The following is a 26,024-nucleotide window of genomic DNA, read 5'->3' as shown; positions in this document are numbered from 1 at the left end:
GCCGACACCTTCGGTCTCATTCAAGGCTTCGAGCAGCGTTTCCCACAATCCAGCCAGCGTCCAGCGCCGAAACTGGCGATAAACTGATGACCATTTGCCGAAATGCTCGTGCAAATCGCGCCATTGCACGCCCGTGCGGGAAATCCAGAAAATACCATCAAGAACAAGGCGATGGTCCTTCGCACGTCGCCCGCTATGCGGCCCGCGCCGCGTCACGAACGGCTCAAGACAGGCCCATTCTTCATCCGACATCAGCCCACGAATCAAAGTCGCCTCCTTCTGAAAGCGACTTTGAATCAGAACCTTCGCAACTTGGGAATCCTATTCGTCAACAGGACCTAGGGCTATCCTTCACCCGAAATCGGCTCTTGTCCCAACTTGACGCGTTGTCCAGGCCTGCTACAGCTTGCCTCGAAGCTGCGTTTCAGGACGTTTTCAAGTGGGTTCGGCGCTTGGCCCATCCTGTCCACTACCCGCAATCACACTCTCATTATTCTTGGCCAAACGCAGCGCTGACAGCGCCTCTGCCATTACCTCATCCTCGACGTCACGGCCTGCATCGCCTCAATGGATAAACAGCCCTTACCCAACGTCCCTCCTCGCAAGCTTGGCGGCCTCAGCGATCTCGCGGCGAATTATGATGTGATTCTCTGCGACGTTTGGGGCGTCTTACATGACGGGATCGCCGCTTTTCCGAAGGCGGGAGACGCCTTGCGGCAATTTCGCCAGAAGGGCGGCAAGGTCATCCTCATTACCAATGCGCCACGCCCTGCTCCGGTCATCATGCGCCAGCTCGATGGTCTCGGTCTCGTGCGGGAGGCCTATGACGGACTTGTCTCCTCGGGCGATGTCACGATCGGTCTCATTCTCGAGAGGCCTGGTCTCTCACTGTTCCGCATCGGTCCGCCGGGAGACAATGTGGTTTACGACGAGGCCGCCCGGCTTGGCGGCGCGCCGCTCGCTTTCGTTCCGGCTGCGGAGGCGGATTACCTCGTCTGCACTGGCCTTTTCGACGAGAAGCGGGAAAAAGCCGAGGATTACGATGCCCTGCTGACCGAACCCGCGCGGCGCGGCGCTGAATTGATCTGTGCCAATCCCGATATTGTCGTCCGGATCGGCCCTGAACTCGTCGCTTGCGCGGGCGCGATCGCCGAACGCTATGAAGCACTGGGCGGCACGGTGATCCAGGCAGGCAAGCCCTTTCCGGCAATTTACGAGCGGGCCCTTGCCCTAGCCGGTTGCGCCCCCACCCGGAGAGAGCGTGTTCTCATCATCGGCGACGCCATGCATACCGATATCGCCGGCGCACATCGCCAGGGACTTGATAATATTTTCATTACCTCCGGTATTCACCGCGCCGAACTGCATCCTGGCGAACGCGGTGATCTCGATGCCGCCGCGCTGAGACAATTTCTCGAATCCTCGGATGGGCCGCCGATGGCGCTCATGCCGGAACTCATTTGGTAGGCGTACCACCTCTCATTGCCCCCCAACTTCTCGGGATCAATGAGGTCCGGTGGGAAGCCGCCGGACCTCAGTCGCGGGGCAAAAGTCGCGGAGTCAAACTCTCAGCGAGACATGATCTTTGAGTTGGCATCAGCCCCGATAATGGCACGCCCTTCCCGACTTTGGATCTTGAGGCACCCGCGCTTGACGTCGCCGCGCCGACAAGGCAGGGTCCGCGGGCCTCGGTGGAGGGGCGGGTCCGCCGCCATTCCCATCCAATCATGACCTTACTCGCGTCGCACCCTTGACCGAAACGCTCTCCAAAAAACCCTTCATTCTCGCCGTGGATCCGCAGGAGCCGCCTGCGGGACTTGCCGGAGCGGTCGTGGCTATCGGCAATTTCGACGGGATCCATCGCGGCCACCTCGCCGTCATAAGGCGTGCCGAGGCGCTTGCCGCAAAACTCGGCAAACCCTGCGCCGTACTCACCTTCGAGCCGCATCCGGCGGATTTCTTTCGCGGCGAGCGAACTGTTTTCCGCCTGACACCCTTGAAGGATAAAGCAAAAACCCTGGAATATCTGGGCCTCGACGGCATTATCGTCGTTGCCTTTAATGCCGAACTCGCCGGTATGACGGCCGAAACTTTCGTCACCGACATTCTCCTGCGGCGGCTGGATGTTTCCGCCGTGGTTGCGGGCTATGATTTTCATTTCGGCGCCAAACGCCAGGGAACGCCGGATTTTCTGAAGGATTCCGGCCGCCGTCACGGATTTCAGGTTGATATCGTCGAGCGGGTGGCTTCCGATCTCGCTGGCAGCGACGAGGCGGCCTCCTCGACGGCGACGCGGCTCGCTCTCGAGGCTGGCGATGTCGATCACGCCGCCCATCTCCTCGGCCATCCCTTCACCATCACTGGCCCGGTGCTGCACGGTCAGGCGCTCGGCCGCCAGCTCGGCTTCCCCACCGCCAATTTGAAGCCAGAAGGCAATTGCCGCCTGCGCCATGGCGTCTATGCCGTGCGCGTGCGCATCGATAGCGCTGAAATACTGCTCGATGGCATAGCCAATTACGGACGCCGGCCGACAGTCGATGATGACGGCATCCCTCTGCTCGAAATTTTTCTACTCGATTACTCAGGCGATCTTTACGGCAAGAGTCTCGAAGTCTCCTTCGTCGCCTTCATTCGCGGCGAAGAAAAATTTCCATCTCTCGATGCCCTGAAAGCACAGATCGCGGCGGATGTGGCTCAGGCCCACGCTCTCCTCGCACCCCCTCAGGAAGCGAAACACAGGGCTGATACCAAGGCTCAATGAGAATGGCTCAGCGAGCCTTGACTTATTGAAACTTACCCCCCGCGACGGCCGAGTGGCGGCTTTCCGCCGAATCCCCTTGATATAAATCCCGCGAAAACCCTGCTTCCGTAACGGGAGTGAGCCCTCTCGCCCGCAATACCTGCTCCAGAACCGGGTTCGGAATCATTCCCTTGGTGAACAAGGCCCGGCGCGATCCCCCTGCCCGTTCCCGATCCGCGCCGAAACCGCGTTCCTCGCTCACAATATGATCGACACGGCGCGCGATTGCCGGCGCGGGATCGATCCATCCGACCGGCCAAGGGGCGAGGGTGCGGAAACGGTCGAGCAAAAGCGGAAAATGCGTACAGGCAAGCACCACGCAATCAGTCCGCCGCCCCTCCGATTCAATGAAACAGGGCGCGATTTCCTGCGCGATCGCCGAATCGTCTATGCTTTCGCCACGCATCGCCGCTTCTGCCAGCGCAGCAAGGCGTTGTGATCCGACGAGCGTCACGGCACAATGCGAAGCAAAGCTGCGCACAAGGTCATGGGTGTAATCACGCGCGACGGTCCCCGGCGTCGCGAGCACCGAAATCAGCCGCGAGCGGGACATCTCCCCCGCCGGCTTGATCGCGGGGACCGTGCCGATGAAAGGCAGATTTGGAAAAGCTGCGCGCAAATGCGGCAGAACAAGCGTCGAGGCTGTATTGCAGGCAATGACCACGGCATCCGGCCCATAGGAGGCGACAAGCTGCCGGATGACATCGAGCACCCGCGCGACCAGCGCCGTCTCGCTCATCGCGCCATAAGGAAAGGCCGCATCATCGGCCACATAAAGATAATCGGCATGCGGACGCAGTTTCGCGATTTCCGCAAAAACGGTCAGACCACCAAGTCCGGAATCGAAGACCAGAATTTTGGGAATAGGGTTCATCGGACGCCTGTTTCCGCCACCAAATCCCGCCGCAGGCCGGTTTTCAATCCGCATCAAACCTGCCGGAATGGCCGGTTCCTTCGTCGCCTCGGCCATGAAGCCTGTCCTGCTTAAGGCAAACATCCTGAAAAAGCCAATCCTGAGAGAAAGGACGACATTCGCGCCATAGCCGCGCGGACGCAGCTGTCACTTCGCAGCAAACAGGATCAAGTTTAAGAAAATGCTGCTTCCGTCCGATGCAGGATGGGAGATCGTCACCGCAGTCGCGAAGGCAGGTCTCGATAAATCCGATTCATCGAGACTTTGTATCGGCGGTCTCATCCAGCGAGTCGGAACAGGAATGACCGGAATGCGGCTGAGGCGCGGCTGATTGGGAAGACGCCTTGCGCGGGAACAGCGCGCGCGGCCCCTCGACAAGCCGCACCACAGCACCACGCAGGGTGCGCACATCCTGTTCGCTCAGCGCCATCCGGTGGAAAATATTGCGCAGATTGCGCCGCATGACCGGCGCCTTACCCGGTGGCCGGAAGAAGCCCGAGCGGTCGAGTTCCGCCTCGAGATAATCAAAAAACGACAGGATCATCTCGCGCGGCGCGGGCGGTGAATAATCAGTGAGCTGGAATGGGGCGGCGGCGCCATGCGCCGCCTGAAACCATTCATAGCCGGTCAGCAGCACGGCCTGGGCGAGATTGAGGGAAGCGTAAGCGGGATTAACCGGAAATGTCAGAATGGCATCGGCCAATGCGACATCATCATTGTCGAGGCCTGTCCGTTCCGGACCAAACAGGATTCCCTGCCGTTCTCCCTGACCAAGCCTTGCTGCGCATTCCGGCATGGCTTCAGCGGGAGTCACCACCCTTTTATGCTGGCCACGTTCGCGCGCGGTCGTCGCCCACAGAAAATTGAGATCGGCAACTGCTTCGGCAAGAGTGGCAAAGACCCGCGCCGAGGAGAGAAGATGCACCGCACCGGCCGCCGCGGCTTCCGCCTCGTCCTTGAAACGGCCTTCCCTCGGCCAGCCCTCGCGCGGCGCGACGAGCCGCAGATCCGACAGGCCGAAATTCGCCATGGCCCGCGCGCACATGCCAATATTGACCGCGAGCTGCGGCCTCACGAGAATGATGGAGGGACCACCCGCCAGGCTCTCCCGGCTGTGATCGGTACCGGCGCCAGTCATAGGCCCTGATTCCATGGCCGCAGGCTTCGCGCATAAAGCGCAGGCCCACTTGCCTTTCTTAGAAACTTCATGATTTTAGCGGAGTTCAGGTCGAGGTGACGGTGATCACAGCAAAAGCGTTGCTGGACCATCTTGCGGAACCAGCGCATATATGCGAGGGATCCATAGCGGTTTTGCGTAAGGGAGCCAATGGTGCGTAGGATGAAATCGCTCGAAAAGATCCTTGTCGTGCTGATGGCCTTCGTCGCTGTCACCTTTTTCGGGCTTGAGGCCAAAGCCGGTTCTCTCGGTAGCAGGGATGAGACGCTCGGATTCTGGGGTCACCCCTATCCCTATGGCTATACCCACAACGAGGCCAGCGATGAATGCTATCGCGTGGAAACCTACGATTCTCCTTTTGGTCCGCGCCAGCGGCTGATCAATATCTGCCGGAATCGCAGCCACCCGCCTTATTGAGCGGCTTTCCTTCCTTTTCATCCGTATTGTTGCATTAATGGGCTCAGCGCCTCCCTGGCTCTCCGGTATTTTCTGGATGAGCCTTACGACTCTTCTTTTCGTTGGCCAGGATTCCACAGCCCGCGTGCTGATGCATTCCTATCCGCTGATCGAGGTCACCTGGGCGCGGTATTTCGTGCATGTTCTCATCGCGACCGGCATCGTTCTCCTGCGCCGGCCTTCCGCCATGCGAGCCAATGCGCCATCCCTGCAGATTCTGCGCTCGACACTTCTGCTCGGCGTGACGCTCTTAGCCAACATCAGCATCCAGCATCTGCGTTTCGTTGATTACACCGCCATCATGTGGGTGACGCCGGTTCTCGTCACAGCTCTCTCCGTCTTCATCCTGAAAGAACAGGTCGGCCTTGTCGGCTGGCTCAGCGTCTGCGCCGGTATGACCGGCGTCTTGATTATTTCCAATCCCACGGGGCTCGATTTCTCTCCCTGGATGGTGCTTCCGGTCATCGGCGCATTCTGCAATGCCAACTACCAGATCACCACGCGGCTGCTATTTGGACGCGATACGCCGCTGACGACCTTTTTCTATACCGGACTCGTCGGCGTCGTCGTCATGAGCGTACTGCTTCCCTTCACCGGGATCTGGCCAAATGTCCGCGATGCGGCTTTGATGGGCCTGCTCGGCGCCATGGGCGGGGGTAGCCATTATTGCCTGATCCGCGCCTATACCGCCGCGCCAGCAAGCACGATCGCGCCCTTCGGCTATACCAGCCTGCTTTGGGCCACACTGATCAGTTCGACCGTATTCGGCGAAATTCCAAGCCCGCGCAGCCTGCTCGGTGCGGCTTTCATCATCGTGGGCGGCGTCAGTATGGTGCTCTACCAGAACCGGCGCGCCGCGGCGAAAATGGTGGAAAAGACATCCACGCCCTGACCGCGAGCCGATCCGCGGTACCCCTGCGGCGTCTTGCCAAAAGGCGGGCGCCGGTTTCAGCCCTCATTGGCTGGTGGAATCGTGACAAGATTCCGGAATCGTCGGCGAATTGATCTTGATCTTGTTGCCGCATTTATCGCAACCGCCGAGACTCGCGGCAAAGAGGGCCATGACCAAAAGCGTGATCGGGCGCAGCGCGGCACAAGCGATGGAACCCCGTGTCAGAAATCGAAACATGCTTCCTCCCGCAACCCCGGCTCCGCGAGTATCCGCGCCATCTCTTCATTGATGATCGCCTGCTCGATCTGATCGACCCGCGCAGCCGGAGGACCAGAACGGCATAATTCAACCAGAACGGCGATGGTCTCGCTGGCGCCGATCAACACCGCCTCGACATTGCCATTCCGTTTGTTGCGGACAAAGCCGCCGAGGCCGAGACGACGCGCTTCCCCCACCGTCCAGGCCCTGTAGCCGACGCCCTGCACGCGGCCGATAATACGCAGATGGACGAGCTGTGTGTCGGACATGATCAAGGCTCAGACCGCGATATTGTCAATGAGACGGGTCGTTCCGAGCTTGGCGGCCACCAGCAGGCGGATCGGCCCTTCCTCCGGGCTTGCGACCGGCTCGAGCGTTTCGGCATGACGCGCTTCGAGATAATCGACGACGAAGCCCATTTCCTTAAGATTCTTCGTCGTGGCCTCGAGCGCGGCACCGATGGAGGCGGTCCCCATGCCGATCTCGCGCGCGCATTGCAGAAGCGCCGCATAGAGACGCGGTGCGCAATCGCGTTCCGCGACCGTCAGATAGAGATTACGCGAGGAGAGCGCGAGCCCGTCCTTCTCGCGGATCGTCGGCGCGCCGACGATCCCGATGTCCATATCGAGGTCGCTCGTCATCTGCCGGATGACCTGCAACTGCTGGTAATCCTTCTGGCCGAAAATCGCCACATCCGGCCGCACGAGATTGAACAATTTGGCGACGACGGTCGCAACGCCGGCGAAATGGGTCGGGCGGAATTTGTCTTCGAGCCCTACGGTCGCTGGGCCAGTCAGCGAAATGGTCGTTGCGAAACCCTGCGGATACATGGCTTGCGGCGTCGGCGCGAAGATCAGATCGGCGCCCGCCTGCGTGGCAAGCTCGGCATCGGTCTCCAGACGGCGCGGATAGACGCCAAAATCCTCATTGGGCGCGAATTGGGTGGGATTGACGAAAACGGATACAAGAACGCGATCGCCAAGACGCTTCGCCTCCTTGACGAGTGACATATGCCCCGCATGGAGCGCGCCCATCGTCGGCACGAGCACGAGTCTTTGTCCCTGCGCGCGCCATTGCGCCAGCCGTACCCGCAGATCGGCCGGTTCGCACAGGATTTCAATGTGATTATCGTTCATGAGATGTTTCTGTGGTGGAAGAAAGCAGCAAAGCTGCCGCCAGCCGGCCGCGAAATGATCGACCTGAGAGCGTTTCGGATTTATCCGGAAACGCTCCACTTAAGAAATGAGAGCATTTTCAATCTATTCTCATCGCGAAGCGATTCCACGTAAATGAAAAATGCTCAAGGGAAAAGCAGGCTGACGCGCAAGGGAGATGCTTGCGCCGAAACCGGGCGGCACTATAGAACAGGAACGATCATTTCGAAATCAGGCATGTGAACCGGAACATTCCTTTCTCGCGCGGACACCGACGCGATGGCCAGCGCCGGCTCTTTCGAGAATGTGAGCGGGATCAAAAGGATGCTGTCGCGGCTCGGTTGCTTCTGACCCTTCTTGTGCCGGGGATGCGGGGAGCCTTTCAAGGGTTCCGAAGGATCTTCTCTAAAGGATCTTCAAGGGATCTTCCGGAAATTGACGATGCGGCCGTCCCTTCTCGACCCACTTTTTGCCTCCGCCGAATCGCTGGTAGGCATCGGCCCGAAGATGGCGGTGCTGCTCGCCAAGGCCCTCGGCTGTCCAGCCAACGGCCCTGGAGCCCGTGTTATCGATCTTCTGTTCCATTTGCCGACCGGAACCATAGACCGCCGCGAGCGCCCGAAGATTGCTGAAGCACCGGTCGACAAGATTGTCACTCTGGAAGTTACCGTCGTCGAACACCGCCCTCCGCCTGCCCGCTCTAAGGCGCCCTATCGGGTGCTGGTGGAGGATGAAACCGGCGACGTGCTCCTTGTCTTCTTCCTGACCAATTCCACCTGGATTGAACGATCACTGCCCCGCGGTGCCAAACGCTGGGTTTCCGGCAAGCTCGAACTCTGGGACGGACATCGCCAGATGGTCCATCCCGACCGCGTGCTCGATGCCCAGGCTTTGGCAGCCATGCCGCCGGTCGAACCCGTCTATCCGGCGACCGAGGGCCTGTCGCAAAAGCAAATCGGCAAGGCCATCGAGGCTGCATTCGCGAAGACAAGGCTGTTGATGATGAAGCTGCCCGAATGGCATGATCTTTCAGTCGTCAAATTGCCGGACTTTCCCAACTTCTGCCAGGCACTGGAGGCTTTGCATCATCCAACCGAGCCCGAAGCCATCGGGCTCGAATCCCCCGCCCGGCAAAGACTCGCGCTCGATGAATTGCTGGCAAGCCAGCTCACTCTTGCGCTGATGCGCGGCAACCGGCGGCGCATGGCTGGCCGGATCGTCGAGGGCGATGGCTCGATCACGCGGAAGCTCCTCGCGAGCCTGCCCTATTGCCCGACACCATGCCAGGAAAAGGCGCTGGCCGAGATCCGCGCCGATCTTGCGGCGCCGCGCCGTATGCTGCGGCTTCTGCAGGGTGATGTCGGCGCCGGCAAGACGCTCGTCGCTTTGCTCGCCATGGCCGGAGTGGTCGAGGCGGGACGCCAGGCGGCTTTGATGGCACCGACGGAAATTCTTGCGCGCCAACACCATGCCAATCTCACCAAGCTCTGCGCAGATACCGGATTGCGGTTGGCGCTGCTCACCGGCCGCGACAAAGGCGCCGCGCGTGCACGCCTGCTTGCGGCGCTGGCCGCCGGGGAGATCGACATTCTCATCGGCACCCATGCTCTGTTTCAGGAGGATGTCGTCTTTCACGATGTCGGCCTCGCCATCGTCGATGAACAGCATCGTTTTGGTGTGCATCAACGGCTCGCACTCAGCGACAAGGGTGAGGCCGTCGACATATTGGTGATGACGGCGACCCCGATTCCGCGAACGCTGGTGCTGACCTATTTCGGTGACATGGATGTTTCCATCCTGCGCGAGAAGCCGCCCGGCCGGGAGAAAATCGACACCCGCGCTTTGCCCATCGACCGGATCGATGAAGTCGTGAACGGGCTCCACCGGCTGCTCGCCAAAGGCGGACGCGCCTATTGGGTCTGTCCGCTGGTCGAGGAAAGCGAGGCGCTCGATGTCGCCGCCGCCGAGGCACGTTTTGAGGATCTCGCCTCGATCTTCAAGGGCAAGGTCGCGCTGCTGCATGGCCGGATGAAGGCGGCGGAAAAAGACGCCGCGATGGCCGCCTTCGCCAGCGGCGATGCCAGCATTCTGGTGGCGACCACAGTCATCGAGGTCGGCGTCGATGTGCCGGAAGCCACTGTCATTATCATAGAGCATGCGGAACGCTTCGGCCTGGCGCAACTCCATCAATTGCGCGGACGCGTAGGCCGCGGCCCCGGAAAATCCTCTTGCCTTTTGCTTTACAAGGCGCCGCTCGGGGAGATCGCCAAGGCGCGGATCGCCATCATGCGCGATAGCGAGGACGGGTTCCGGATCGCAGAGGAAGATCTGCGCCTGCGCGGCGAAGGCGATATTCTCGGTACGAAACAATCCGGCCTGCCCGGTTTCCGTCTTGCGGATCTCTCGGTCCACACCCAATTGCTGGCGCTGGCCCGTGCCGAGGCGCGCCACATTGTCGATATCAACCCGCGCCTCGAAGGCGCCGGTGGCGATGCCTTGCGGCTTCTGCTCAATCTGTTCGAGCGACGGGAAGCCGTGCGCTTGCTCGACGCGGGGTGAATAGAGCCAAGGATGGGCCAAGAAACAAAAACCCGCGCGAGGCTATGACCTCGCACGGGTTGAAAGAGTGGAAAAAAGACCGCGATGGATGCTTAAGCGAATTCCATGATGACGGCGTCAACGGCGAGGGAATCGCCTTCCTTCGCGAGCACGCTCTTGATCGTGACGTCCTGATCCGCACGCAGAACGTTTTCCATCTTCATCGCCTCGACGACGCAGAGCGGATCACCAGCTTTGACCTCCTGGCCCGGCGCGACATGGATCGCCCGCACGAGGCCCGGCATCGGGCACAACAAAGCTTTTGACGCCTCGGCCTGGGCCTTTTCCGGCATGAAGGCGGAGAGATCGGCTTCCCGCCGCGTATAGACGCGCGCCTCTACCTCGGCGCCGCCGCGCGCGAGACAGAAGCCATTGGGGATCGGCTGCACCTGAACACAGGCGGCCACACCATTGATCGTGCCGTGCCAGACGATTTCGCCACCGCGCCACGAAGAGCGGCAGAAATAGAACAGGTTTTCCTTCTCAAAATGAACGCGCGCTCCTTCCACCCCATGTTCGATGCGAATGTCATAGCGCTCCTTGCCAAGAAGCACGCTGCGCTCCTTGGTGAAGGTGACGGGCTTGGCTGCCGGCAATTGCGTGGTGATATGGCGTTTGCGTTCATTCAGCACGTCATCGATTGCGGCGGCGACGGCGGCGAGTGCCAAAGCTTCCTCACCCTGCGGCACATGCGGCGTAAAGCCCTTCGGATATTCCTCCGCCAGAAATTGCGTCGAGAGCTTGCCTGAGCGGAAACGCTCGTGACGCATGACACTGTTGAGGAACGGAATATTGTGACGGATGCCGTGAATGACGAAAGCATCGAGCGCCTCCGCCTGGGCTTCCACAGCCGCCTGACGAGAACCACCGTAGGTGATGAATTTGGCGATCATCGGATCGTAATTGATCGAGATCTCGGCGCCTTCATAAACACCCGTGTCGTTGCGGATGGTGATGCCGTCGACCAGCCCTTCCGCCGGTGGCCGATAGGTGACGAGACGGCCCGTCGAAGGCAGGAAGTTGCGGGCGGGATCTTCCGCATACACGCGGCTTTCGACCGCCCAGCCGCGCAATGTCACGTCGTGCTGGGTCAAAGTGAGTTTCTCGCCCGCGGCGATGCGGATCATCTGTTCAACCAGATCGAGACCGGTGACGAGTTCCGTCACCGGATGTTCCACCTGCAGGCGGGTATTCATTTCCAGGAAGTAGAATTGTTTGTCCTGCCCGGCGACGAATTCCACCGTGCCAGCGGAATCATAGCCCACCGCCTTGGCGAGCGCGACGGCCTCGGCGCCCATCTTCTCGCGGGTGGCAGCATCGAGCAGCGGCGACGGCGCTTCCTCGATGACCTTCTGATTGCGGCGCTGGATCGAACATTCGCGTTCGCCAAGATGAATGATATTGCCGTGCTTGTCGCCCAGAACCTGGATTTCGATATGGCGCGGCTCGATGATGAATTTCTCGATGAAGACGCGGTCATCGCCGAAGGAGGATTTGGCCTCCGAGCGGGCGCGGGCAAATCCTTCGATCGCCTCCTCGCGGGAATGGGCAATGCGCATGCCCTTGCCGCCGCCGCCCGCCGACGCCTTGATCATGACCGGATAGCCGATATCATCGGCAATCCGCGCGGCATCCTCCGGTGTTTCGATCTCACCCAGGAAACCCGGCACGACGGAGACGCCGGCGGCCTGGGCATATTTCTTCGATTGGATCTTGTCGCCCATGGCCTCGATGGCCTTGGCGTTCGGACCGATGAAGACGATCCCCTTGGCGGCAAGCGCCTCGGGAAAGGCCGCCCGCTCCGAAAGGAAGCCATAGCCCGGATGGACCGCCTCGGCGCCGGTTTCGACACAGGCGGCCACGATCTTGTCCATGACGAGATAGGATTCCGACGCCGCGGCGGCTCCGATGAAGACGGCTTCATCCGCCATACGGACATGCAGGGCGTTGCGGTCTGCCTCGGAAAAGACGGCGACGGTGCTGATACCGAGCTTGCGCGCGGTCTTGATGACACGGCAGGCGATTTCGCCACGATTGGCAATGAGTATCTTCTTGAACATGGAACGTTTCCGAAAAGATGTGAATGCGCGACAATGAGCTATGGCTGCGGGCTACGGCTGCGCGCGGCCAAAGATGGCCGCGCCGCTCCATCTTCAAAGCGGGATATTGTCGTGTTTCTTCCAGGGATTTTCCAGGTTCTTCGTCCGCAACAAAGCGAGCGCGCGGGATACGCGCTTGCGTGTTGTATGCGGCTGAATGACCTCATCGATATAGCCGCGCTCCGCCGCCACGAAGGGTGACAGGAAGCGGTCTTCGTAATCCTTCGTCTGCTTGGCGATTTTTTCCGGATCACCGATATCCTTGCGGAAGATGATCTCGACCGCGCCCTTCGCGCCCATCACCGCGATCTGCGCCGTCGGCCAGGCATAATTGACATCGCCGCGCAAATGTTTCGACGCCATGACGTCATAGGCGCCACCGAAAGCCTTGCGGGTGATGATGGTGATCTTCGGCACGGTGGCTTCCGCATAGGCGAACAGCAGTTTCGCGCCATGTTTGATGAGACCGCCATGTTCCTGGGCGACACCCGGCAGGAAGCCCGGGACGTCGACGAAAGTGACGATCGGAATATTGAAACAATCGCAGAAGCGCACGAAGCGCCCAGCCTTGCGCGAGGCATCGGAATCGAGCACGCCGGCAAGGACCAGGGGCTGATTGGCGACGATACCGACGGTGCGGCCCTCGAAACGCGCGAAACCGACGACGATATTGCGTGCATGCGTCTGCTGGATCTCGAAGAAATCGCCCTCGTCCACGGTTTTGACGATCAATTCCTTCACGTCATAGGGCTTGTTCGGATTATCCGGAATCAATGTATCGAGCGAATAATCGAGCCGGTCCGAGGTGTCGAAGCTCGGCCATTCGGGGAGCGGCGCAACATTGGAGGCCGGGAGGAAATCGACGAGCCGGCGCATCTGCAAAAGCGCCTCGACATCGTTTTCATAGCCATGGTCCGCGATGGAGCTCTGCGTCGCATGCACGCTGGCGCCACCCAATTGCTCCGCCGTCACCGTTTCATTGGTGACGGTTTTCACGACATCGGGACCGGTCACGAACATGTAGCTCGTATCCTTCACCATGAAGATGAAATCGGTCATCGCCGGGGAATAGACGTCACCGCCGGCGCATGGCCCCATGATGACCGATATCTGCGGAATAACGCCGGAGGCGAGAACATTGCGCTGGAACACTTCGCCATAGCCGCCAAGCGCCGCGACACCTTCCTGAATACGCGCGCCACCCGCATCGAACAGGCCGATGATCGGCGCGCGATTGCGCAACGCCATATCCTGCAGCTTGATGATCTTCTGCGCATGCGTCTCGGACAGCGAACCGCCGAAAACGGTGAAATCCTTGGCGAAAACGAAGATCGTGCGGCCGTTGATGGTGCCCCAGCCGGTCACCACGCCATCGCCGGGGATCTTGACGGCATCCATGCCGAAATCGACCGCCCGATGCTGGACGAACATGTCGAATTCCTCGAACGAGCCTTCGTCGAGCAGCAGTTCGATTCTTTCGCGCGCGGTCAGCTTGCCGCGTGTGTGCTGCGCCTTCAGGCGCTCGATTCCACCACCAAGACGGGCAATAGCTTCACGCTCGTCAAGCCGTTCGAGAATGGTCTTCACGCAGTTCCCCCGTTCCAAAACCCGCAAATTTGGCACATCGCGCATGAATTTCGCGAATTCTGCCTTTAGGAGGAGCTATGACTTACTCAGCCCTACTTGCAACCAGACTTTCGGCAGGGTTTTGTGGACGGATGCGGACCCATTCCTCGATCGCCACACACATCCCGTCCGCTCTGTCCGGCAAAGCGCGATGGGGCGCGGCACTCACCCGCTGGAAATCGAATTTCCTGTAAAGATAAAGGGCGTGGTGATTATCCGATCGCACCGAGAGCGTCACCCTGTCGAGCTTGAGACACGTATCGGCCTGCGCCAGCAATGCGGCAAGCAAGGCAGTACCGACTCCGCGCCCACGACAATCCTCGCTGACCTTGATGGAAAGCGTCGCCATCCGTTCCGTGTTTTCGAGACGGGGGGGCGTCAACACGGCCTGGCCGATGATTATCCCGTCATCGAGCGCAAGCATACGTGTTGCGCAAGCCATAGCTGGCCATAAGCGGCGCAGCGCGAGCTTTGGCAAAACCGACTTGATCAAATTGGATTCGGCCGAAGCCTTGCCCTTTCCGCGATACGGATGAGGGAGACGGAATGTATTGGCAAAGACGAGGAGAGAGGGAAGATCATCGGCTTCGGCAAGCCGGATCATCAGACGGGGCGGCTCAGCTGCCGCCATGCGTTCGTTGGTATTTTCAGTCATCCCGGGCCGCTATCATCATTCCGGCCACTCCGCTCGCGTGGATTCATCTGCGCAGCTGGAATAAAGCGAGGTATCGTGAATCCCGTTCCCGATACGAATATCCGTTGTCATCGAAACATGAATCATAAAAAATGACAACGGATACAGACTAAAGATGCCCTATCAAACATTCACAACGCTCGATAGGGACGGATTGTCAAGATCAAGCCTCCGGACCAAGCGCCTTTTCAATGGCCTCGATCACCAGCGGCGAATCCGGCGTCACCTGCGGCGCGAAACGGTCGATGACCTCACCGTCGCGGCTCACCAGAAATTTCTCGAAGTTCCAGGAAATATCGCTGCCGTCCTTTGCGGGGGCGCCGGGATTGGTGCGCGCCTTTGGCTGACGGGCGATCAATTCCTCATACAGGGGATGACGCGAACCGGGCTTGACGCTGATCTTGGCGAACATCGGGAATTGCACGTTGAATTTCGCCTCGCAGAACCTCTGGATCTCGAGTTCCGTGCCGGGCTCCTGAGCGCCGAAATCATTGCAGGGAAAGCCGAGCACGACGAAACCCCGGCTCATGTAATTTTCGTAAATCTTTTCAAGAGCGAGATATTGCGGCGTCAATCCGCAGGCCGAGGCGGTGTTGACGATCAGCATGACATTTCCCTTGTATTCGCCAAGCTTTTCGTTCGGTCCCTCGATCGTCTTGACCGTGATGTCGTAAAGATTGCTCATATCGTTCGATCCTCATGAATGGACGAGCTGGAAGAGGCGCGCCGCCGCCGCCATATCCCGCCATCGTTTCTCCCGGCGCGCCATGGCTTCCTCGTCACGGCCCCAGACACGCATCTGGAAATCCTCATCGACATGCGCGGCAGCCCACGCCTGTTCCGGCGCCAATGCGCCATGCGCGACAGCGAGCGCGATCAACGCCGAGCCGTTGAGGCTGGTCATGACATGCAGGCAAGCCAAAGCGAACGGAGCCGTTGCTTTCCCCTCGGTCCAGCGACGCACTGCGCGTGCCAGCGCCGCTTCCGCTTCGGGCGGCTGGGTCACGAAGATGACACCTTCGCCACAGACGAAACGCGCCGACAGCGCCTCCCGAGCAAAGGCCAGCACCGGATCCCAGGCGGAGGCCTGCGCGGCAACGAGACTTTCCGGCCCCTCCGCGCGATAACAGACGAGATCGGAGCCCGCATAGCGGATGATTTCATTGGCGGTCTCGGCAAGCGCGCCACGCACGCCGTCGATCGCCGAATTGGCGATCCGGGTCAACGGCATGAGATCCGGGTCGACGATCTCCGTCAAGGCATTCCATTCACCGGCAAGCGCGTCGGCGGCTGCCTGAGTCGGAAGAATGAGATCCTGGCGCGCGGGCGTTTTGGCACGGCGGCCATCGAGCGCCAGGGCAAAGCCTTCATCGAGCGCGAGCACTTCGGCCCTATCGAAAAAACGTTTCGGCAGATGTTTTTTGAGATCACGCCGCGCCAAAGCGACGGGATCGACCGGCTTTGCTCCCGGCTCGCCAAAGAGTGCCGCGAGATCCGCGGGATCGCGGTTTTCGGCCATCATCCTACCCCTTCATTGCTGCGGCCTCAGCGCCGATTTCGGCATCGATCAGCCGGGTAATTTCCGTGAAATCCTCGACGATGATTTCGGCACCTGCCGCCGCCAGCATTGTTTTGTCGTGATATCCCCAGGCAACGCCAATCGGCCGGACACCGGCCGCCCGTGCCATCTCGATGTCATAGGCCGTGTCACCGATCATGAAAGCATCCTGCGGCTCAACGCCGGTTTCGGCAAGCGCGGCCAGGATCATGTCGGGCGCCGGTTTCGAGGGATGGTCGTCCGCCGTCTGCACCGTCTCGAAATAGGGGCGCAGCGCCCATCTTTCGAGCATATGATCGACTCCGCGGCGCGATTTGCCCGTGGCAAGGCCAAGGACAAGTTCCGGCCGGCCTACGAAAGCATCGAGACATTCACGCGCCCCCGCGTAAAGCGGATCGTCATAGCCCGGTTCCTCCCGCATATGGGTCCAGGTGCTTTTGTAAGTCTCGACCAGCCCGGCGATCGGCGCGGCGGCACCCGCCAAAGCGGTGAAAGCCTCCGGCAGAGACAGGCCGACGACCGACAGAGCCTCTCCGCGCTCGAGCATCGGCAGATCATGAAGCTTGAGTGTCCGCCGCAACGCCTCGACGATGAAATCTTGGCTATCGACCAGCGTGCCATCGACATCGAAAAGCACGAGCCTACGCCGGTCAGCAGTCAAGGCCGCTGGCAAGTGAGTCACCAAGGGCGCGGTTTCATTCAGGCGCGTGGTCAATCGGATCCTCCTGCTTCACGTCGAAGCCGAACAAGTCGAAGGTTTTCTGCATATGGGGCGGCAGCGGTGCAGTGACATCCAGAATACCGCCACGCGGATGCGGCAGGATCAGCCGCCGCGCCAGAAGGTGCAGCTTGCGCTCAACGCCCTCGGGCAGCGCACGCAGCGGATCATTGCGGCGGGGATCATCCTTCGGTTTCAGACCATATTTCGGATCGCCGATGATCGGATGGCCGATGGCTTCCGCATGAGCGCGCAATTGATGCGTGCGGCCAGTAATGGGCTTCATCGAGAGCCAGGCGAGACGCGAGGGGACCTTGTCGACGATGGCATAATAGGTCACCGAATGGCGCGCATCCTCGTCGCCATGTTTAGCGACACGCATCTTTTCAAGGCCGGCGCGCGCCTCCGAGTCCGCCGTCTTTTTATCCCGATTTGGCCCACGCTTCTCCTCCATCCCCTCACCTTTGGCGAGATAGAGCGAGATGCGGCCCTGCGCCGGTTTGGGCACGCCCTCGACCACGGCCCAATAGATTTTCCGGGCCTGCCGCGACCGGAAGATTTCGCCGAGTTCCGCCGCCATGCGCCGCGTCTTTGCGATAAGCAAAACACCCGAAGTATCACGATCGAGCCTATGCACCAGAACCGGCCGGTCGCCCCGCTCATTCGGCAGGGAAGCGAGCATTTTATCGAGATGATGCGTCATGCCGGAACCGCCCTGCACGGCGAGGCCGAAGGGCTTGTTCAAGACCATGAGATCGCGATCCTCGAACAGGGTCATTTCGCGCAGGGCCTGCGCATCGGCGGGAATGATCGCCGGCTTGGCGACCGGCGGCTGGTCCGGCAGATCAAGCGGCGGCACACGTACGCTCTGGCCGGCGGCAAGCCGCGTCGCTGTCTTGACCCGCGCGCCATCCACACGCACCTGGCCCGTCCGCACGATCTTGTTGAGATGCGAGAGAGAAAGATCGGGGACGCGCCGCTTGAACCAGCGGTCGAGACGCATCCCTTCCTCATCCGCATCGACCATCAGGGTTTTCGCGCTCACGTCGAACTCCGAGTCAGAAGCAGGCCGAGGAACACGCCGCCAAGGCCAAAACCAAGCGAGAGAGCCGTATAAAGGGCAGCAATTCCGATAGCCCCCTTTTCGATCAACACGCTATTCTCAAGGGAGAAGGTGGAAAAGGTCGTATAGCCGCCCAGAACGCCGGTGGCGAGGAACAGCCGCAAGGATTGCTGCCAGCGTCCGTCACCATAGCCCGCAAGCGAACCGACGAGGAGCCCCATGGCAAACGAACCGGTGACATTGATGAAACAGGTCATCCATGGAAAGGCGGTCCATCCCAGGCGGAGGCCAATTCTCAAGCCGAACTGATTGAGAAAATGGCGCAGGAGGCCGCCCGAGCCCGCGCCGACGAAGACGAGCAGAATGTCACGCATGGATGTTTATAATCCGGTCCTGATCATAACACGAGGATAAAGGGAAAGGATAAGCGCATGGGTTTGGCAGGCATCCGCGCCATGGTTTTCGACGTCTTCGGAACGGTGGTTGACTGGCGCACCAGTATCGCGCGCGAGGCACAGGCCTTTTTCGCGCGGCACCAACGGCAGGATCTCGACCCTTTCGCCTTCGCAGATGCCTGGCGCGCCCTTTACTCTCCCGCCATGGAGGCGGTGCGCAACGGTAGTAGGCCGTTCGTTCCGCTTGATATCCTGCATCGTGAAAATCTCGAAACGATTCTGCCGACATTCGGATTTGAAACAAGCGCCCTGCCCTCGCAAGAGCTCGACGCGCTCACGCTGGCCTGGCATCGCCTCGATCCATGGCCGGACAGCGTCGCGGGCTTGAGGCGGCTGAAATCGCGATTGATCATCGCGCCTTTATCAAATGGCAATGTCCGCTTGATGATCGATATGGCGAAACGGGCCGATCTGCCATGGGACGCGATTCTCGGGGCCGAAGTGGCGCAAGCCTACAAGCCGCAACCGCGCGCCTATCTGCGGACGGCGGAAATTCTCATGCTCGATCCGGAAGAGATCTGCATGGTCGCCGCGCATAATGATGATCTCAGAGCCGCTCAGTCTTGCGGAATGCGCACGGCTTTCGTCGCCCGCCCTATGGAACATGGTCCCGGTCAGACGACGGATCTCGTCGCCGACGGACAATGGGACATCGATGTGCCGGATTTCGGGGCACTCGCGGATAGTATGGGTCTGTAGTGGATCATCAGCCTCAAGCTTGATGCAGCATCAAGACAGCGCAGCCATCACGCGCCGCATGATCCCGCGAGGCAAAACCTTCGTTGAAACCGGGGCCGTTTAAAAATGAGGTTTCCCGGCCCTTGCGAGAAAATCAGCCATGACCAGCGCCACCTTCATAGAAATGGTCCACTTATTGCGTATTATCATATATCCCTTCGGAACCGGCCGTCTGGATTGATATGAGGAGCCAGATGTGCCCGTGATGATCACGACGCCGCATAAGGGAAGAGCGTAGCCGGTTTCACGTGCATTTATTCTCGCTTCCCAAGGATTTGATCCCAGAGCGCCACGATATATCCAGCAACACCCTACTCTAAAAACTTAGTATTTTCAATGCAATAGAATCACTAAGCGATTCAAACGTTATCAGAAAATGCTCTGAAGAACTGTTCCTATACAATAACCGTTACGCGATCTGCCCGCCTTCGGCGGGACGCTACACTCGGTCTCTCCCTGTCTTGGTATACTCAAATTTGGCATCCCAATATCTTGCCGTTCTCAGGCAGCCCTTTTCACGAACAACGAGGTCTCGCCATGGCAAGCGCCGCCGAGGACACATTATTGATTCAACAGAGTGCTGATACACTCGATAATTACTACAACCGTTGTCGTGGCGTTTCTCACCGGCTTGCCGATAGTTTGAGATCAAAGGGATCGTATGCGCAAGTGCTCCGCTGCGAGGGATTGCGCACGAAGGCGCCCGATGCGGACGAGCGCTGGTATGCCGTCGCCGATCAGCAATATTGGGTTCATTTCCTTGTCCAGATCAATGGACAACGCATCGTCGACTTGACCCGCCGGCAATTCTTTCCCGACTGTGACAATCCCTTCTATCAAACAGTCGCGGATCTGAACGACGAATGGAACAAGATCGAGCACGAGGAACTCAACTTCGGCGGCCGTTTCCGCAGCTGAATCGGCGCGAGAAGATGGTCCCGTGAAGCAAAACTCACGGGACAAAAACCCTTTCCCTCAGTTCTTCAGGTCGATGACAACCTTGTCGATCTCACCGGTGAATTTAAAAGGTGGCTTATAGGCGAAGGTCACAGGTTGGCCGCCGTCCTGCCCGATGTCGAAAGTATCAACACCGAAACGGCCCGGTACAGTCGCGGGAATATCGCCCGCCGCAACCTCATCGCCATTGACCTTGATCGTGACTTTGGCGCCCTTGCCCTGACCACCACCGGCGTAATCAAAAGCCAGTCCGATCTTGGCCGCGCCGACAGGAACTGGTTTGTCCCCTTTTATGACGGCATGATCCTCGAAATAATTATAATCAAAGATCGGCAGACCATCCTTCAGGTAAAAGGTCATCCCCGCAGCCACTCCGCCAAAGCTCATGATGGCACCATTCGTCTTGACACCTTCCGTTTTGATATCGGCGGTCAGCGTCCAGCTGCGATTCTTCATCGGCGGCGCCGCAGTCTCCGGAAGACGGGTTGCTCCAGCATAATAGGTGAATTGCGTGGCCGCGGGATCCGAGCCCGGCGGCCGCGGTTTCGGCGTCACGAGGCGCGCCGCGCCGCGGTCATCCAGCGGATAGACATGATATTTTTCCGCCAGCACGTCGAACTCGGCCTTCATCGCCGCGAGCTTCGCGGGCTGATCCTTGGCAAGATCGTTAGCCTCGGAAAAATCCTTATCGAGATTGTAGAGCTCCCACTTGTCCTTGTCCCAATTGCCAGGGGCAAGGTCCTGCCGCCACGGCAAAGTGTGCTGTGCATTGGCTTTCCAGCCGTCGAGATAGACGGAGCGATTGCTCAAGATTTCGAAATATTGTTCCGAGCGGCCGGTGGTATGCGGGTCGGTGAAGCTTGCAAGGAAGGATTTGCCGGCGAGCGGCTTCTGCTCGACATCATTGACCTCCTCCGGCATCGGTATATGCGCTGCCTCGAGAATCGTCGGCATCACATCCACGAGATGGAGGAATGTATCCCGCGGTTTGTCGTCATGCTTGATCCGGGCAGGCCAGCTCACGACGAGAGGATTGCGTGTGCCGCCGAGGTGTGAGGCCACCTGCTTGACCCATTGGAACGGCGTATTGCCGGCCCAAGCCCAACCGACGGGATAATGCGGTTCGCTTTCCGGTCCACCCAGCTTGTCAAGATGCGCCAGGGTTTCCTCGATGCTCGTCGGCAATCCGCTCAGGCTCTTGATTTCATTCAATGTGCCATCCGGTCCCCCTTCCGATGACGCGCCATTGTCACCAACGATGTAGAGGATCAGCGTATTGTCGGCATCCGGCAGCTTCTTGATGGCGTCGAGCAGCCGCCCGATCTCGTGATCGGTGAAGGCGAAGTAACCAGCGTAATTCTCGAAAAGCGCATTGTAGAGTTTCTTCTGCTGGTCGCTCAGACTATCCCAGGCCGGCACCCAATCGGGACGCTGCGTGAGCTTGGTATCTGGCGGGATAATGCCCATCGCGAGCTGGCGCTGAAACACCTGCTCGCGATATTTATCCCAGCCCATGTCGAACTTGCCCTTGAACTGGTCACGCCATTTGGCGGTGACATGATGCGGGGCATGCATGGCGCCCGGAGCGAAATACATGAAGAAGGGTTTGTTCGGCGCGACCGATTTCGAATATTTCATCCGGGCGATGGCACGATCGGTCATGTCCGTCATGAAGTGATAGCCTTCTTCCGGCGACGAAGGCGGCTCCACCGGAACAGTATTCTCGAACAATGTCGGATAATATTGATGCGTCTCGCCGGCATTGAAGCCGTAGAAATAATCAAACCCCATGCCTGTCGGCCATCTGTCGAAGGGACCGGCGACGGATGTTTCCCAATCCGGCGTATTGTGGTTCTTGCCGAACCACCAGGTGGCATATCCATTATCCTTCAACACTTCGGCGATAGTCGCGGTCTCGCGCGGAATCATCGTCGTGTAGCTCGGATAGCCGGTCGCCCATTCCATGAGAAAACCGTTGCCGGCATCATGATGATTGCGCCCGGTCAGAAGCGCGGCGCGTGACGGTCCGCAAATGGCGGTGGTGTGGAAACGGTTGTAGCGAAGGCCTTCCGCGGCCAGCCGGTCGAGGCTCGGGGTGGGAATGAGGCCGCCAAAGGTCGAGCTTTGGCCGAAGCCGACATCGTCCAGCAGGATGACCACGACATTCGGCGCGCCCTGTGGCGGGGTGGGAACGCGAGGCCAGTCTTCCTTGCTTTCCTTGTAGGTCTTCCCGATCACACCCTTAAAAGGTGGCAACGAAAGCGGCAATTCCGTGCGATCAAAGCCATCATTCGTCGGGCCATGTTCTCCTGCGAAAGTGACAGGCGACGAGACCATCACAAAACTGAAAAGAAGCAGAACCAGAGCGTTTGTCGTCACGTGGTCGCCCTTCCATCTCAAACAAAAATTACATCAGAAATATACAATTATAATATACAATATTTAAGGTATTTTAAGTCTCGATCCCTGTCAACGAGCCTTAGAAGCAGATCCGTGGCCAATAGCGGTATTTATACCGGGCGATTGACAAGCAGAGGAGCCGGTTCGCTTCCCTTTGACAGTGCAGCGTGATCTTGCTGCCGGCAGACGCTTCTTCCACAAGATGACGAAAGACGAGCTGCTCCTTGTATCTGACAGCGTTGGCACCGAGGGTGTCCAAACCTTCCCACCCATCATCAAAGTGGCAAAGAAGGAAGGCCTGTTGCGCAAGAATTCCATCTGCCATGTCACCAAACACATGCAGCAAAGCATTGAGAACGACCATTTCATGGTGAAGTAGGCCATGCTGTGTCTGTGCAAGGCTTCGGCTTTATCGGCCCATGGACCATCCGCCAGCAAAATGATTTGCTGTTTATTTGCTTTGGAAACCAAATGGTTAACGAAATCTGAAAAAGCCGAGGATCCAATCCTTTGGTCAGGGGTTCTACGGGCCTGACGAGACAGCAAACGGACCGATGACATGCGGGCGCAGAATTTCATGCTACGCCGGGCACACCCTCGGACGCACGCAAAACTTATTATGATCACGACGGCCTGGTGAAAATGCGGCCAATTGCGGCCATCCCGCGTTTGAAAGCGTCTCTGGAAACGGTCTGATCGCCTTTTAGGCTTGTGCCAGCGAAGGGCTTTGGCTCGCTTTGACACGTACATAAAAAATCGCGTGCATAACTCTGATCTGTGAGGAGGAATGCCAGCAAATTGCTCCATGCTCGAATCCCCCTCGGCCTGCGCTGCGCTTGTCGTCGCCACCGCGGTCGCCGGCCTTCTCGCGCTTACAATGCCCGCCATGGCGCAGGCTGCGCCCCCCGAGCCCAGGGAAGTTAGGTTACATCAAGCACAACTACCGCGCACGGTCACGCCCGTGCGTTACGATATCGCGGTGGTTCCAGACGCACAGAAGTTGACCTTCTCAGGTACCGTTGGCATCACGCTCGATGTTCACGCGGCAACACCAACCATTACGCTCAATGTGTTCGACCTGCAGATCGATAATGCCGAACTGGTCGGCGTCGGCACGGCCACGATCCGCTATGACCCGACCTTCCAGACCGCCACCTTCACCTTCGCAAAGCCGCTGATAGTGGGCCATTATACGCTGGATCTGGCCTACCACGGCAAGATCAACACCAGCGGCCAGGGGCTGTTCGCGCTCGACTACGATACGCCACAAGGCAAGAAGCGGATGCTCGCCACCCAGTTCGAGGCGGCGGACGCGCGCCGCTTTGTCCCCTGTTTCGACCAGCCTGACATGAAGGCGGTCTTCGACATTACGGTGACGGCGCCCATGGGCCAATTCGTCGTTTCCAACATGCCGATCGCACGGCAAACGGAGGTGGTGGGCGGCATGAAGCGTGTCACCTTCCAGCCCTCGCCGAAGATGTCGTCCTATCTTTTGTATCTCGGCATCGGCGATATGCAGCGCATCCACGAGGATGTGGACGGGGTGGACGTGGGCGTCATCGTGCGCCGGGGTGCTACCGATCAGGCACGCTACGCGCTCGATGCGGCCGGCCATATCCTGCGCTTTTACAATCAATATTTCGAGATCAACTTCCCGCTACCCAAGCTCGATCTGATCGGCGGCCCGGGCTCGGGCAGTTTCGGCGCGATGGAGAATTGGGGCGCGATCTTCTATTTCGAGAGCGATCTGCTCATCAATCCCAAGACTGCGACCGATGCGGACAAGCAGAATGTCTACATGGTCGTCGCGCATGAGATGGCGCATCAATGGTTCGGCGATCTGGTCACGATGAGCTGGTGGGATGACCTTTGGTTGAACGAGGGCTTCGGCTCATGGATGGAAAATAAGGCGACCGACACCATCCATCCCGAATGGCATGTCTGGCTACAATTCACGGCCAGCCGTGACAATGCCTTGACCACGGACGCGCTTGCCTCCACCCACCCGGTGGTGGAACAGGCGGACACGATCGACCAGGTCAATCGGATCGGGGATGTGATTACCTACCAAAAGGGCGCTGCCGTAATCCGGATGATCGAGGCCTACGCCGGATCGGACAATTTCCGTACCGGTATTCACAATTATCTGGCTGCGCACGCCTATGGCAACGCCACCACGGCCGCGCTTTTCCAGGCAATCCAGGCATCGTCCGGAAAGCCGATCGTGCAGATTAGCAAGGATTTCACGCAACAGGCCGGCGTGCCTCTTATCAAGGAAAGCGAGACAGACGGGGCACTGTCATTGACGCAGGGGCGCTTCGGGCTGGATGCTGCCTCCAAACAGCCGCGCAGCTGGATGGTACCCGTGATCACTGCTCCGCTCGGCCAACCTGCGGCTGAGCAGCGCATCACAGTGACCAGTACCAATTCGGTGCCTCTGGCCGCTCGCGGCACCGCTCCTTTGATCGTCAATGCTGGGCAAATCGGCTATTTTCGCACCTGCCACACCAAAAGTCAGATGACCAGACTGGCGGCTGGTTTCGCGCACGTGCCGGTGGCCGATCAGCTTGGCCTGTTTTCCGATACCTGGGCGCTCGCCACCTCGGGCGATGGCGGCGCGGCGGATTTCCTCGATCTGACGCGCAAGCTGCCTGTCTCTGCCGATCCCATCGTATGGGATCGGCTGGCGCAGAAGCTCCATACGATCGATGCCATCTACGCGCCGGGACCACAGCGCGATGCCTTCCGTGCTTATGCGCGCGGGCTGCTCAATCTCGAGTTCGAGGGGCTCGGCTTCGATGACAAAGCCGGCGAATCGGACAATGCGGGCATGTTACGGAACACGCTGATCCGAACGCTAGGCCATTTTGGCGACAAGGCGGTGATCGCCGAAGCGCATCGTCAATTCGAGGCGATGCTCACCGACCCCGCCGCTGCCAGCGGGTCCACAGCGCGTGCCGTGATCGCGGTGACGGCGCAGAACGCCGATCATGCGACGTTCGAACAATTGCGGAAGATGGCGGCGGCCGACACCGATTCGCTCCAGAAGCTGCATCTCGATTTCGCACTCGCGACCGCGACCGACCCGGCGATCCTGAAACAGGCACTGGCACTGACGCTGACCGACGAAATCCCCGTCACCGGCGGGCCGTACATGCTTTATATCGCAGCGCAGGCGGACCCTGACCTGACTTGGGCCTTCGCTACCGAGCATAGGGCGTTCTTTAAGAACCGGCTCGATTCGCTCCAGCGCTACCAGCTTTATGGCGATGTTGCCTCGCCCTCGGCCGATCCGGCACGCGCCGATCAGCTCCACGCATTTGCGGAAAAATACATTCCCGCCTCAGCCCGGCACGACGTCCTCAAGGCTGAGGATACCATCCGCATGCGTGCGCGGCTGCGCAGGGACGTGATCCCTCAGATTGATCGTTGGCTGACGGAAAACTGATCACCTGGCGCGCTCGCCAT

General features: G+C 59.4%; 23 protein-coding genes and 1 pseudogene. 9 read left to right on the top strand and 15 right to left on the bottom strand.

The window, feature by feature from the left end; all coding sequences use genetic code 11:
- On the bottom strand, positions 1-252 hold a 252-nt coding region (locus DL88_RS05465), incomplete at its 3' end, for a transposase (protein WP_034992925.1).
- Positions 253-567: 315 nt separating this feature from the next.
- Here DL88_RS05465 and DL88_RS05460 point away from each other — a divergent pair.
- Positions 568-1,467, top strand: coding sequence for a TIGR01459 family HAD-type hydrolase (locus tag DL88_RS05460; protein WP_034992921.1), 900 nt, complete (start codon positions 568-570; stop codon positions 1,465-1,467).
- Between the two features lie 283 nt (positions 1,468-1,750).
- Positions 1,751-2,761, top strand: coding sequence for a bifunctional riboflavin kinase/FAD synthetase (locus tag DL88_RS05455; RefSeq protein WP_051955623.1), 1,011 nt, complete (start codon positions 1,751-1,753; stop codon positions 2,759-2,761).
- A gap of 22 nt (positions 2,762-2,783) precedes the next feature.
- On the opposite strand, the gene murI is transcribed toward DL88_RS05455, so the two are convergent.
- On the bottom strand, positions 2,784-3,674 hold the full coding sequence (murI, locus tag DL88_RS05450) for a glutamate racemase (RefSeq protein WP_084704985.1): 891 nt from the start codon (positions 3,672-3,674) through the stop codon (positions 2,784-2,786).
- A 292-nt stretch (positions 3,675-3,966) separates the two neighbouring features.
- Positions 3,967-4,851 (bottom strand): RNA methyltransferase, encoded by an 885-nt coding sequence (locus DL88_RS05445; protein WP_051955622.1) that lies wholly within the window; start codon positions 4,849-4,851, stop codon positions 3,967-3,969.
- A 201-nt stretch (positions 4,852-5,052) separates the two neighbouring features.
- On the opposite strand from DL88_RS05445, the gene DL88_RS05440 reads away from it, so the two are divergent.
- The gene (locus DL88_RS05440; RefSeq protein WP_034992917.1) at positions 5,053-5,307 is read left to right on the top strand and encodes a hypothetical protein; all 255 of its coding nucleotides are present in this window, start codon (positions 5,053-5,055) and stop codon (positions 5,305-5,307) included.
- A 37-nt stretch (positions 5,308-5,344) separates the two neighbouring features.
- A complete protein-coding gene (locus tag DL88_RS05435; RefSeq protein ID WP_051955621.1) occupies positions 5,345-6,238 on the top strand; it encodes a DMT family transporter in 894 nt (297 codons plus the stop codon).
- A 63-nt stretch (positions 6,239-6,301) separates the two neighbouring features.
- Here DL88_RS05435 and DL88_RS20160 read toward each other — a convergent pair whose 3' ends face one another.
- Genes DL88_RS20160 through panC form a run of 3 tightly spaced genes read right to left on the bottom strand, consistent with a single transcriptional unit; the run spans position 6,302 to position 7,632 of the window.
- Positions 6,302-6,475 carry a hypothetical protein gene (locus DL88_RS20160; protein WP_156970949.1) on the bottom strand — a complete coding sequence of 58 codons (174 nt, stop codon included), beginning with the start codon at positions 6,473-6,475 and terminating at the stop codon, positions 6,302-6,304.
- Positions 6,460-6,765, bottom strand: a complete 306-nt coding sequence (locus tag DL88_RS05430) for an acylphosphatase (RefSeq protein WP_034992913.1) — start codon at positions 6,763-6,765, stop codon at positions 6,460-6,462. Before DL88_RS05430 ends, DL88_RS20160 begins: the two co-directional genes overlap by 16 nt.
- Positions 6,766-6,774: 9 nt before the next feature.
- The gene (gene panC, locus DL88_RS05425) at positions 6,775-7,632 is read right to left on the bottom strand and encodes a pantoate--beta-alanine ligase (RefSeq protein ID WP_034993115.1); all 858 of its coding nucleotides are present in this window, start codon (positions 7,630-7,632) and stop codon (positions 6,775-6,777) included.
- Between the two features lie 459 nt (positions 7,633-8,091).
- Between panC and recG the strand changes: the two genes are divergently transcribed.
- Complete coding sequence (gene recG / locus DL88_RS05415; RefSeq protein WP_034992907.1) at positions 8,092-10,209, top strand: ATP-dependent DNA helicase RecG; 2,118 nt, start codon at positions 8,092-8,094, stop codon at positions 10,207-10,209.
- Between the two features lie 92 nt (positions 10,210-10,301).
- Here recG and DL88_RS05410 read toward each other — a convergent pair whose 3' ends face one another.
- From DL88_RS05410 to DL88_RS05375, 8 genes are all read right to left on the bottom strand, one after another.
- A complete protein-coding gene (locus DL88_RS05410) occupies positions 10,302-12,308 on the bottom strand; it encodes an acetyl-CoA carboxylase biotin carboxylase subunit (RefSeq protein ID WP_034992903.1) in 2,007 nt (668 codons plus the stop codon).
- 93 nt (positions 12,309-12,401) lie between these two features.
- Positions 12,402-13,934 (bottom strand): acyl-CoA carboxylase subunit beta, encoded by a 1,533-nt coding sequence (locus DL88_RS05405; protein ID WP_034993110.1) that lies wholly within the window; start codon positions 13,932-13,934, stop codon positions 12,402-12,404.
- An 82-nt stretch (positions 13,935-14,016) separates the two neighbouring features.
- The gene (locus DL88_RS19245; RefSeq protein ID WP_051955620.1) at positions 14,017-14,628 is read right to left on the bottom strand and encodes a GNAT family N-acetyltransferase; all 612 of its coding nucleotides are present in this window, start codon (positions 14,626-14,628) and stop codon (positions 14,017-14,019) included.
- 202 nt (positions 14,629-14,830) lie between these two features.
- Positions 14,831-15,352 (bottom strand): glutathione peroxidase, encoded by a 522-nt coding sequence (locus tag DL88_RS05395; protein ID WP_034992899.1) that lies wholly within the window; start codon positions 15,350-15,352, stop codon positions 14,831-14,833.
- 12 nt (positions 15,353-15,364) lie between these two features.
- Entirely contained in the window at positions 15,365-16,186 is an 822-nt protein-coding gene (locus tag DL88_RS05390) for an ATP12 family chaperone protein (RefSeq protein WP_034993104.1), read from the bottom strand.
- A 4-nt stretch (positions 16,187-16,190) separates the two neighbouring features.
- Positions 16,191-16,940 carry an HAD-IA family hydrolase gene (locus DL88_RS05385; protein ID WP_245270631.1) on the bottom strand — a complete coding sequence of 250 codons (750 nt, stop codon included), beginning with the start codon at positions 16,938-16,940 and terminating at the stop codon, positions 16,191-16,193.
- A complete protein-coding gene (locus DL88_RS05380) occupies positions 16,921-17,970 on the bottom strand; it encodes an RluA family pseudouridine synthase (protein WP_210165274.1) in 1,050 nt (349 codons plus the stop codon). The genes DL88_RS05385 and DL88_RS05380 overlap by 20 nt, the downstream gene beginning before the upstream one ends.
- 14 nt (positions 17,971-17,984) lie before the next feature.
- Positions 17,985-18,380, bottom strand: coding sequence for a CrcB family protein (locus DL88_RS05375; RefSeq protein WP_034992893.1), 396 nt, complete (start codon positions 18,378-18,380; stop codon positions 17,985-17,987).
- 57 nt (positions 18,381-18,437) lie between these two features.
- Here DL88_RS05375 and DL88_RS05370 point away from each other — a divergent pair, with 57 nt between their 5' ends.
- Both DL88_RS05370 and DL88_RS05365 read left to right on the top strand, forming a co-directional pair.
- Positions 18,438-19,160, top strand: coding sequence for a haloacid dehalogenase type II (locus tag DL88_RS05370; protein WP_034992891.1), 723 nt, complete (start codon positions 18,438-18,440; stop codon positions 19,158-19,160).
- Between the two features lie 576 nt (positions 19,161-19,736).
- Positions 19,737-20,117, top strand: a complete 381-nt coding sequence (locus DL88_RS05365; protein ID WP_156970948.1) for a hypothetical protein — start codon at positions 19,737-19,739, stop codon at positions 20,115-20,117.
- A 57-nt stretch (positions 20,118-20,174) separates the two neighbouring features.
- On the opposite strand, the gene DL88_RS05360 is transcribed toward DL88_RS05365, so the two are convergent.
- On the bottom strand, positions 20,175-22,535 hold the full coding sequence (locus DL88_RS05360; protein WP_210165268.1) for an arylsulfatase: 2,361 nt from the start codon (positions 22,533-22,535) through the stop codon (positions 20,175-20,177).
- 169 nt (positions 22,536-22,704) lie between these two features.
- Between DL88_RS05360 and DL88_RS19240 the strand changes: the two are divergent.
- Together DL88_RS19240 and DL88_RS05350 are read left to right on the top strand one after the other, a co-directional pair.
- A pseudogene (locus DL88_RS19240) lies at positions 22,705-22,935 on the top strand (DDE-type integrase/transposase/recombinase); the annotation flags it as partial.
- 426 nt (positions 22,936-23,361) lie between these two features.
- Positions 23,362-26,004 (top strand): M1 family metallopeptidase, encoded by a 2,643-nt coding sequence (locus tag DL88_RS05350; protein ID WP_034992885.1) that lies wholly within the window; start codon positions 23,362-23,364, stop codon positions 26,002-26,004.
- The last annotated feature ends 20 nt before the right edge of the window (positions 26,005-26,024 follow it).

The organism is Beijerinckia mobilis (assembly GCF_000745425.1).
Classification (GTDB): domain Bacteria; phylum Pseudomonadota; class Alphaproteobacteria; order Rhizobiales; family Beijerinckiaceae; genus Beijerinckia; species Beijerinckia mobilis.
Note: the sequence above shows the minus strand (reverse complement) of the source record. Positions and strands in the feature narration are given on the sequence as shown.

What these genes read in the sequence shown, in the direction of transcription:
- DL88_RS05460 (WP_034992921.1), top strand. Translation starts at nt 568, where the DNA reads ATGGATAAACAGCCCTTACCCAACGTCCCTCCTCGCAAGCTTGGCGGC.
- murI (WP_084704985.1), bottom strand. Translation starts at nt 3,674, where the DNA reads ATGAACCCTATTCCCAAAATTCTGGTCTTCGATTCCGGACTTGGTGGT.
- DL88_RS05445 (WP_051955622.1), bottom strand. Translation starts at nt 4,851, where the DNA reads ATGACTGGCGCCGGTACCGATCACAGCCGGGAGAGCCTGGCGGGTGGT.
- DL88_RS05440 (WP_034992917.1), top strand. Translation starts at nt 5,053, where the DNA reads ATGAAATCGCTCGAAAAGATCCTTGTCGTGCTGATGGCCTTCGTCGCT.
- DL88_RS05435 (WP_051955621.1), top strand. Translation starts at nt 5,345, where the DNA reads ATGGGCTCAGCGCCTCCCTGGCTCTCCGGTATTTTCTGGATGAGCCTT.
- DL88_RS20160 (WP_156970949.1), bottom strand. Translation starts at nt 6,475, where the DNA reads ATGTTTCGATTTCTGACACGGGGTTCCATCGCTTGTGCCGCGCTGCGC.
- DL88_RS05430 (WP_034992913.1), bottom strand. Translation starts at nt 6,765, where the DNA reads ATGTCCGACACACAGCTCGTCCATCTGCGTATTATCGGCCGCGTGCAG.
- panC (WP_034993115.1), bottom strand. Translation starts at nt 7,632, where the DNA reads ATGAACGATAATCACATTGAAATCCTGTGCGAACCGGCCGATCTGCGG.
- recG (WP_034992907.1), top strand. Translation starts at nt 8,092, where the DNA reads ATGCGGCCGTCCCTTCTCGACCCACTTTTTGCCTCCGCCGAATCGCTG.
- DL88_RS05410 (WP_034992903.1), bottom strand. Translation starts at nt 12,308, where the DNA reads ATGTTCAAGAAGATACTCATTGCCAATCGTGGCGAAATCGCCTGCCGT.
- DL88_RS19245 (WP_051955620.1), bottom strand. Translation starts at nt 14,628, where the DNA reads ATGACTGAAAATACCAACGAACGCATGGCGGCAGCTGAGCCGCCCCGT.
- DL88_RS05395 (WP_034992899.1), bottom strand. Translation starts at nt 15,352, where the DNA reads ATGAGCAATCTTTACGACATCACGGTCAAGACGATCGAGGGACCGAAC.
- DL88_RS05390 (WP_034993104.1), bottom strand. Translation starts at nt 16,186, where the DNA reads ATGGCCGAAAACCGCGATCCCGCGGATCTCGCGGCACTCTTTGGCGAG.
- DL88_RS05380 (WP_210165274.1), bottom strand. Translation starts at nt 17,970, where the DNA reads ATGGTCGATGCGGATGAGGAAGGGATGCGTCTCGACCGCTGGTTCAAG.
- DL88_RS05375 (WP_034992893.1), bottom strand. Translation starts at nt 18,380, where the DNA reads ATGCGTGACATTCTGCTCGTCTTCGTCGGCGCGGGCTCGGGCGGCCTC.
- DL88_RS05370 (WP_034992891.1), top strand. Translation starts at nt 18,438, where the DNA reads ATGGGTTTGGCAGGCATCCGCGCCATGGTTTTCGACGTCTTCGGAACG.
- DL88_RS05365 (WP_156970948.1), top strand. Translation starts at nt 19,737, where the DNA reads ATGGCAAGCGCCGCCGAGGACACATTATTGATTCAACAGAGTGCTGAT.
- DL88_RS05350 (WP_034992885.1), top strand. Translation starts at nt 23,362, where the DNA reads ATGCTCGAATCCCCCTCGGCCTGCGCTGCGCTTGTCGTCGCCACCGCG.